This window comes from uncultured Methanofollis sp. (assembly GCF_937919355.1).
GTDB lineage: Archaea > Halobacteriota > Methanomicrobia > Methanomicrobiales > Methanofollaceae > Methanofollis.
In genome coordinates this window covers 1-7,460 of the sequence record NZ_CALFSA010000064.1, presented here as the reverse complement: position 1 = coordinate 7,460, position 7,460 = coordinate 1, and the positions used below count along the sequence as shown (strand labels likewise).

At 59.4% G+C, this 7,460-nt stretch carries 10 protein-coding genes; 6 read left to right on the top strand and 4 right to left on the bottom strand.

Annotated elements, in window-relative coordinates; translation table 11 throughout:
- Positions 1-327 (bottom strand): 8-oxoguanine DNA glycosylase, N-terminal domain-containing protein (locus Q0520_RS03280; protein ID WP_298666552.1); only part of this gene is annotated, 327 nt, incomplete at its 3' end.
- Positions 328-342: 15 nt separating this feature from the next.
- Positions 343-1,257 carry a nitrogenase cofactor biosynthesis protein NifB gene (gene nifB, locus Q0520_RS03275; protein ID WP_298666550.1) on the bottom strand — a complete coding sequence of 305 codons (915 nt, stop codon included), beginning with the start codon at positions 1,255-1,257 and terminating at the stop codon, positions 343-345.
- 96 nt (positions 1,258-1,353) lie between these two features.
- On the opposite strand from nifB, the gene Q0520_RS03270 reads away from it, so the two are divergent.
- The gene (locus Q0520_RS03270; protein ID WP_298666548.1) at positions 1,354-1,857 is read left to right on the top strand and encodes a hypothetical protein; all 504 of its coding nucleotides are present in this window, start codon (positions 1,354-1,356) and stop codon (positions 1,855-1,857) included.
- Positions 1,858-1,872: 15 nt separating this feature from the next.
- Here Q0520_RS03270 and Q0520_RS03265 read toward each other — a convergent pair whose 3' ends face one another.
- Positions 1,873-2,145 (bottom strand): hypothetical protein, encoded by a 273-nt coding sequence (locus tag Q0520_RS03265; RefSeq protein WP_298666546.1) that lies wholly within the window; start codon positions 2,143-2,145, stop codon positions 1,873-1,875.
- Positions 2,146-2,311: 166 nt separating this feature from the next.
- Between Q0520_RS03265 and Q0520_RS03260 the strand changes: the two genes are divergently transcribed.
- The 3 genes from Q0520_RS03260 to Q0520_RS03250 are packed head-to-tail and all read left to right on the top strand — an operon-like array spanning position 2,312 to position 5,122.
- A complete protein-coding gene (locus Q0520_RS03260; RefSeq protein WP_298666544.1) occupies positions 2,312-3,298 on the top strand; it encodes a substrate-binding domain-containing protein in 987 nt (328 codons plus the stop codon).
- Between the two features lie 60 nt (positions 3,299-3,358).
- Complete coding sequence (locus Q0520_RS03255; RefSeq protein WP_298666542.1) at positions 3,359-4,045, top strand: ABC transporter permease; 687 nt, start codon at positions 3,359-3,361, stop codon at positions 4,043-4,045.
- Positions 4,046-4,048: 3 nt separating this feature from the next.
- Entirely contained in the window at positions 4,049-5,122 is a 1,074-nt protein-coding gene (locus Q0520_RS03250) for an ABC transporter ATP-binding protein (RefSeq protein WP_298666540.1), read from the top strand.
- Between the two features lie 134 nt (positions 5,123-5,256).
- Here the strand turns inward: Q0520_RS03250 and Q0520_RS03245 are convergent, their stop codons facing one another.
- A complete protein-coding gene (locus Q0520_RS03245; protein ID WP_298666538.1) occupies positions 5,257-6,390 on the bottom strand; it encodes a putative sulfate/molybdate transporter in 1,134 nt (377 codons plus the stop codon).
- 66 nt (positions 6,391-6,456) lie between these two features.
- On the opposite strand from Q0520_RS03245, the gene Q0520_RS12155 reads away from it, so the two are divergent.
- Complete coding sequence (locus Q0520_RS12155; RefSeq protein WP_342765235.1) at positions 6,457-6,672, top strand: TrmO family methyltransferase; 216 nt, start codon at positions 6,457-6,459, stop codon at positions 6,670-6,672.
- A gap of 113 nt (positions 6,673-6,785) precedes the next feature.
- Positions 6,786-7,460: RNA-guided endonuclease TnpB family protein (locus Q0520_RS03240; protein WP_298666536.1), on the top strand; the 675-nt coding region annotated here is incomplete at its 3' end.

The window sequence follows — 7,460 nt, the reverse complement described above, 5'->3', positions numbered from 1 at the left end:
CAGGGTCTCGAAGGGTTCCTGCCGGAGGAGGCGCAGGCCCAGGCAGCGGTCGATGGCCGTGCGGATCACGGCGTCGCGGTCCAGGGACGCGAGGATCTCCTTCAGGTCGATGTCGAGGGTAAAGTACTGCCTGATATATGCCTCATCGGCCCCGCAGAAGGAGAGCACCGGCCCGTCCTGCCTGATCCGGATCAAACGGCCTCCCGCGATCCCGTGCCACCACTCGTCCTCCTCCTTCTCCCACCTGAAGGCCTGCCCGCAGCCCAGGGTGGCGTCGAGGTCGAAGGGCTCGTCGTCGTGCAGAGTGGTCCTGCAGATCTCTTTCATCTGAAAAAAAGAGGTTTATTTTTTCTGTTCGCCCGAACAGCCCGAGTAGATGCAGGACTGCACGTCCTTGCCGAGCCTCCCGATCGCGTCCGAGCGGCAGCGGGCGCAGTGGCGCATCTGTTTGATATAGGGGGCGCACGCGTCCTGCATCGCCTTCTTCTCCGCGGGCGTCGGCGGGGTGATACCGGCGAACTTATACTGCGGGATCAGGGGGATCAGGTTGAAGGAGAAGGCGCCCATCTCCCCTGCCTTCTTTGCGATCTCGACGATGTGCTCGTCGTTGACGCCCGGGATATAGACCGTGTTCACCTTCACGAACATCTTCCTCTCGACGGCCATCCTGATCCCGTCAAGCTGGTTCTTCAGGAGGACCTCGGCCGCCTTGCGGCCGGTGTAGCGCGTGCCGTGGTAGTCGACGAAGGAGTAGATCTTCTCGCCGATCGCGGGGTCGACGGCATTGAGGGTGACGGTCACGTTGCCGACGTCATACTTTGCAAGCTCGTCGATCTTCTCGGGGAGAAGGAGGCCGTTTGTGGAGATGCACATGATCAGGTGAGGGAAGGCCTCGTGGACCAGCCGTAGCGTCTCGAAGGTCTCCGGGTTGGCGAGGGGTTCGCCCGGCCCCGCGATCCCGATCACCTTTACGTACGGGAACTCCTCGATCACCTTTCTGACGAGGTCCACCGCCTCCCCGGGCTTCACCACGCGGGAGGTCACCCCCGGCCTGCTCTCGTTCACGCAGTCGAAGTCACGCACGCAGTAATTGCACTGGATATTGCACCGCGGTGCGACCGGCAGGTGGCAGCGCCCGAAGGTGTGGCAGGCGGTGTCCGAGTAGCAGGGGTGCTCCTGGATCTTCCGCAGCTGCTCGGGGTCGTAGGGCACCTCCTGGTCCCCGACCTTCGCTTTCCGGTATGCTTCGTCGGCCATAACAAACAACACAGTATAGTCATCACCTCGCTATATTACCGTTCGGATCATGGCCCCCCGGAGAACGCTTATATCGCCCCCGGTCGATTCTCGCCCATGGACATGAGGATATCAGCTCTCCTTGTTCTCTGCCTCCTTGCCGCCTCTTTCATCGCCGGGTGCGCCACCTCTCCGGCCGACAGGCAGACTCCGACACCGACGCCGGTCGTGACGCCGACCCCGCCCCTCGTGGAAAGCCCGGTGCTTGTCGTCGACCCCCGCCTCTCCGGGATGAAGATCGATCTTTCTGCCGTGGAACGGAGCGACGGTTCGGGCGTCGTCCTCAAACTCTCCGCCGACCCGCAGGGTGCGGCGATCGCCCGGGACGGCGTCGACGTCCTCGCCACCTTCTTCGCCTATAATGCCGCGGAAAAACCTGGTTTTGTCCCGTCTTCAGCAGATGATGTGCGAAAAGCAGGCATCCCCTATAAGACCGTCTTCTTCTCCGTCTATGACGCCTCCGTCCGCGTGCAGGCAGATCTCCCCGGCGACTCCGAACAGAAGAACCTGAGAGTGGGGGAGCCGTATGTCTATGGTGCGGTCGTCGCGGTGAAGGACTGAAAAAGAGGGTGATGGTCAGGTGTCGCAGTGCGGGGTCTTCAGGTCCTTATCCTGAATGATCACTCTCCCTTTCGGGGTGATGGCTATGGAGGTGAAGGTATAGGGGTCTGACGAGGCGCGGATGTGAACATCGATCGCTCCCTCTTTCTGGAGCTCCCGCACCGCCATGCTCACCTCGGCCGGCGCGAGGCCGGTCATCTCCGAGAGTTCTTTGCCGGAGTACTGGCGCATTTTGCTTCCGGCAAGAGCATAAAGAATCTTTTCGGCATTTTTGCTTATTTGTTCCATGGTTCTCCTCTGTGAGATCAGGATGCTCTCAGTAGAGCGCCTTGTATGATAAAACATTCGTATTTCCTGGAATCTCCCCTCTTCGGGAGCAGTTAATCAGATCTCGATAACTGATCCTATAATATGGCAATATATATAAGATGGGGGTCGTGATAGTAAAGTTACCATGAAAAAGAGCATTTTTGTGCTGCTTGCAGCTGTCATGGTCATTGCTGCCCTTGCTTGCGGCTGTACCGGTACGGGGAATGTGACCCCCACACCTACGGCAACGCCAACTGAGGCAGCGACGACGCCATTACCGACAACGACTGCAACTCCGGCGGAGACGCAGACTCTCCTCATCGCTACGACGACCAGTCTCTATGATACCGGTCTCCTTGACGCCCTGAAGGCAGACTTCGAGAAGAAGTATAACGCAAAGGTCGACATCATCTCGGCCGGCACCGGCAAGGCCCTCGGTTACGGGGAGAACGGTGACGTGGACGTGATGATGGTTCATGACCGCACCCGTGAGGACGCGTTCCTTGCGGCAGGCTACGGCCTTGACCGCCGCGTCTTCGCCTACAACTTCTTCATCGTCGTCGGACCGGCCAACGACCCGGCAGGCATCAAGAACATGACTCCCGAAAAGGCCTTCACCACGATCCGGGAGAAGGGCCTTGCCGACCCGGCGACGGTGAAGTTCGTCTCCCGCGGTGACGACTCAGGCACGCACTCCAAGGAGAAGGCAATCTGGAAGTCTGCAGGCTTCAACTACTCGAAAGACATCCAGAAATCTGGCGATTGGTACATCGAGGCCGGCACCGGCATGGGTGCGACCCTCGTGATGGCCGACGAGAAGCAGGCCTACACGCTCTCCGACATCGGCACGTACCTTGCGAGCAAGGACAAGATCAGTCTCGTGCCTCTTGTCGAAGAGGGCGATGTCCTCCTCAATGTCTACTCCGTGATGAGGATCAACCCGGCGAAGCATCCCGGTGTGAACGTAACCATCGCAAAAGAGTGGACCAACTACCTGATCTCGCCCGAAACGCAGAAGACGATCGCCGAGTTCGGCGTTGACAAGTACGGCGAACCCCTCTTCTACCCTGCCGCAGGCAACTGGGAGAAGATCGGCGTGAACCAGTCCGAAGTGGAAGAGCCGGTGGCATAAAGCCGCAGGGTTTTTCCCCCTTCTCTTCCTTTTAATACTGTCTCTTCAGAGGAGTGAGTGATGGGCTTTATCATCGATGGCATTCTTGAGGCGGTCCACCTCATCGTCACCCTTGACCCCGACGTCATGGAGATCACCGCCCTCTCCCTCGCCGTTTCCTTGACTGCGACGGTTATAGCGACGCTCATCGCCGTCCCCTTCGGGGCCGCCATCCAGTTCAACGATTTCCCCGGGAAAAAAGTCCTGATCCAGGTGATACAGACCCTGTACTCCCTCCCGACCGTCATCGTCGGTCTGCTCCTCTTCCTCCTCCTCACCCGCCACGGCCCTCTTGGTTTTCTCGGCATCCTCTTCACGCCGCAGGCGATGATCCTTGCCCAGATGATCCTGATCCTCCCCATCATGACCGGGCTCACGATCACCGCCCTTTCAGGGGTGGACGCGACGATCCGGGACACGATCCTCTCCCTCGGGGCGACGCGCCTCCAGTTTTTGAGGCACGTCGTCAGGGAGGCCAGGTTTGCGATCCTCGGGGCGGTTGCCCTCGGTTTCGGCCGGGCGATCTCCGAGGTGGGTGCTGCGATCCTCATCGGCGGGAACATCTACGGGCGGACCCGCGTCCTGACGACGGCGATCTCCCTCAACACTTCGCAGTGGAATATCGGGTCCTCGATCGCCCTCGGGATCATTCTCCTCGGCATCGCCCTCGTCGTGAACACGGTGGTGACCATCTACCAGCAGCGGTGAACCATGATTGAACTCAGGCATGTTGCAAAGAATTTCGGCGAAAAGGTCGTGCTGACAGACGTGAACGCAACGATCCGGGACGGCGAGATTTTTGCGATTATCGGCCCTTCGGGGTCGGGCAAGTCCACTCTCCTCCGCCTGATCAACCTCCTCGATACCCCTTCGGGGGGGGAGATCCTCCTCGACGGTGCCGCCATCCACGCGGAGCGGGTGAGTGCCCTCGCGTTCAGGCGGCGGATGGCGATGGTCTTTCAGAAACCGGCAGCCTTCAATGAGAGCGTCTACGACAACATTGCGATCGGCCTGCGGATGCGGCATGTCCCCGAGGCCGAGATCAGGGAGAAGATCACGGCGGCCCTGGAGGTGATCGGTCTTTCCGGTTATGAAATGCGGAAGGCGAAGACCCTTTCGGGGGGAGAGATGCAGAGGGTTGCCATTGCCCGTGCTGTCGTCACCGATCCGGTCGTCCTCCTCCTCGACGAACCGACTGCAAACCTCGACCCCGTGGCGACCGAGGCGATCGAGGACCTGGTCGTGCGGATCAACCGGGAAATGAACCAGACTGTGGTCCTCTCAACGCATGACATGCTCCAGGGCCAGAGGCTCGCCCACAGGATCGGGGTGCTGATGGACGGGGTCTTTGCGCAGATCGGCACGCCGAGGGAGGTCTTCGCGATGCCGAAGAACAGGCATGTGGCGCGTTTTGTCGGGATCGAGAACATCATCGAGGGAACGGTGCGGGAGAACCGCGACGGTGTCGCCGCCATCGCCGCCGGGGGGGTGACGATCGCCGCGGTCACTCCTCTTGCCCCGGGGACGAAGGTCTGCGCCTGTATCAAGCCGGAGGACATCACCATCCACCTCGCCGACGGGACCGGCATCTCGGCGCGAAACGTCCTCTCCGGGAGAGTGACGGGGGTGAAGGCCTACGGGCCCCTCAACCACCTTACAATCGACTGCGGCATCCCCTTTACCGCCCTTATCACCTGGAAGTCTGCCGAGGACCTCGGCATCAGGGTGGGGAAGGCGGTGAAGATCTCCTTCAAGGCCAGCGCCGTCCACGTCGTCGAGGAGTGAATCCCCTTTTTGGATCAGGAGGCTTCGTTGGATCCCTCCTACGAGGTTTGATGTCTTCCCCCTGATCGCGGGGGGAGTGGGGACCCGCGCATCCTCTCTTAGATCTGGGGGATATCACTCGAACGGGAGGGCTGTTACAATGCCTCTCTTTTTGCCGCCCTGCCCCTCCTGTACCTCTCCCGTGCCCAGGCGAGCAGGAGCCCGATGACAAAACCCGCCGTGATGTTTATGAGAACCGAGATGGCGGCGATGACCACGGTGACAGAGATGGAATCGGTCTTCATGCTGTGTTTGCCGAGTTCGACCGCCGCAAAGATGAGAAGACCGCCAAAGACCCCCATCGGGATGAGGGCGAGGCTCTCGGGCGAGGCGAAGAAGAGGGCGAAACCCAGGAAGATGATGCCGGCGATAATATTCGATCCGCCGGTCCTGGCGCCGAATCTGTACTGGGCGGCAAGACCGCCGGCACCGTGGCACATAGGAAATCCACCGAAGGGGACGGAGACGATGTTCATGACGCCGATCGTCCGGGAGAGGCGGTCGGGATCGACCTCGGCTTTGAAGAGGTCCCGTGCCAGAAGGGCCGTGGCAAGGATGGCATTGGTGAGGGTCAGGGGGATCTGCGAGGGGACGAGGTACCATGCGGCGAAGACGAGGTCGGCAGGGTTCGGGAGGACGAGGGGAGGAAGGGATATTGCTGAGAGGGGCGGGAGACCCGCGGTGAGCGCGCCCGCGCCGACGCCGATGCCGAGGACGAGGAGGGCCGAGAGGTCCCTGACCTCCCAGCGGAAGGCGGCGAGGAAGAAGAGGAGGACGATGATCACCGAGATCGCGGCGAAGAGGGGATCGTCGGCGACGAAGCCGATGGAGGTCTTCAGGAGGAGGAGGGCGAGGCCTGCCTGCACGCCGCGGATGACAGAGGTCGGGATACGGTCGCTGAGATAGCGCATGCCGCCGACAAGGCCGAGGGCGAGGAAGATAACGCCCATGATCAGTCCTGAGGCAGCGATCTCCCCGGCGGTGAGGCCCTCGGCGATCGCGATCGCCCCGACGGCTTTCAGGGGTTCGACCGGGATGGGGAGACGGTAATAGATCCCTGAAATGGCGTACCAGAGAGCGAAGAAGAGGAAGATGTACGCGAGGTTCACGTTGCAGACCAGGGCGACGCCGAGCACGATAGGGAGGATGGTCCCGAAGTCGCCGACAGACCCGGCGGCCTCAGAGAGATTGAACCTGATAGCCGGGAGGCCTGATCTTCCCTCTTCCATATCTTCCTCTCTCCTGTACCCCCGTTATGTACGGCTCTTTATTTCTCTCCTGGTTAATGAGATGGTATGAAAGAGCATCGATCCGCTGCCGCGGGGGAGGAATCGATCGTCTATCGCCCCATCGGGATCGTTCACACTCCGTACCCGGATCCCGATGGAGTTCCGGTCCAGGGGATCTTCAGCAGCGAGAAAGGGACAGTAGAGGTTTTTCCTGAGTATGCCGCAGGTCTTACCGGGATCGAGGGTTTCTCTCACATTATCCTTATCTATCTTGCGGGGTAAAGGGGTGGAGCAGGAGAACCACGGCCTTCAGCCGTGGGTGAAAGCGGAACCCCTTTTGATATGGTCCCATCTACTGAAAACTATTTTTTATTATAGGGCTTATAATTACTTGTATGCTCCAAGCCTACAAGTATCGGATATATCCTTCGAGAGAGCAGGTCATGCTCCTCATGAAGCATATCCATGCCTGTCGGTTTGTGTACAACAATTCTCTGGAGCAGAAGATCAGGGTATATGAGCAGGAAGGTCAAAAACTCTCATGTTTCGACCTGAACAACCGTCTCCCTGCCCTCAAAGAAGAGTACCCGTGGCTCAAGGAAGTTAATGCTCAGTCTCTCCAGAGTGCAAACAAGAACCTTGACAACGCCTTCACCCGGTTCTTCCGCGAGAAAAAAGGATTTCCGCGGTTCAAGTCAAAGAAAAACCCCATACAGTCCTTTCAGGTGCCACAGAGTTACTCCATAGACTTTGAGCAGAGATGGATCAAACTCCCGAAGATCAGCAAGATTAGAACTATCTTTCACCGCGTCTTCACCGGGAAGATGAAGTATGCTACGGTATCTGTCACATCGACGGGGAAGTGGTTCGTCAGTATCCTTGTTGATGACGGGAAAATCGAACCAGAACCCGCACCCTTCTCTCTGGACACTACCCTCGGGATCGATGTCGGGCTGAAAGACTTTGTAACTCTCTCCACAGGAGAGAAGATCGAGAATCCTCGATACCTGAAAAACTCTCTCCAGCGGTTGAAAGTGTTGCAGCGGCGGGTGTCCCGGAAGGTCAAAGGG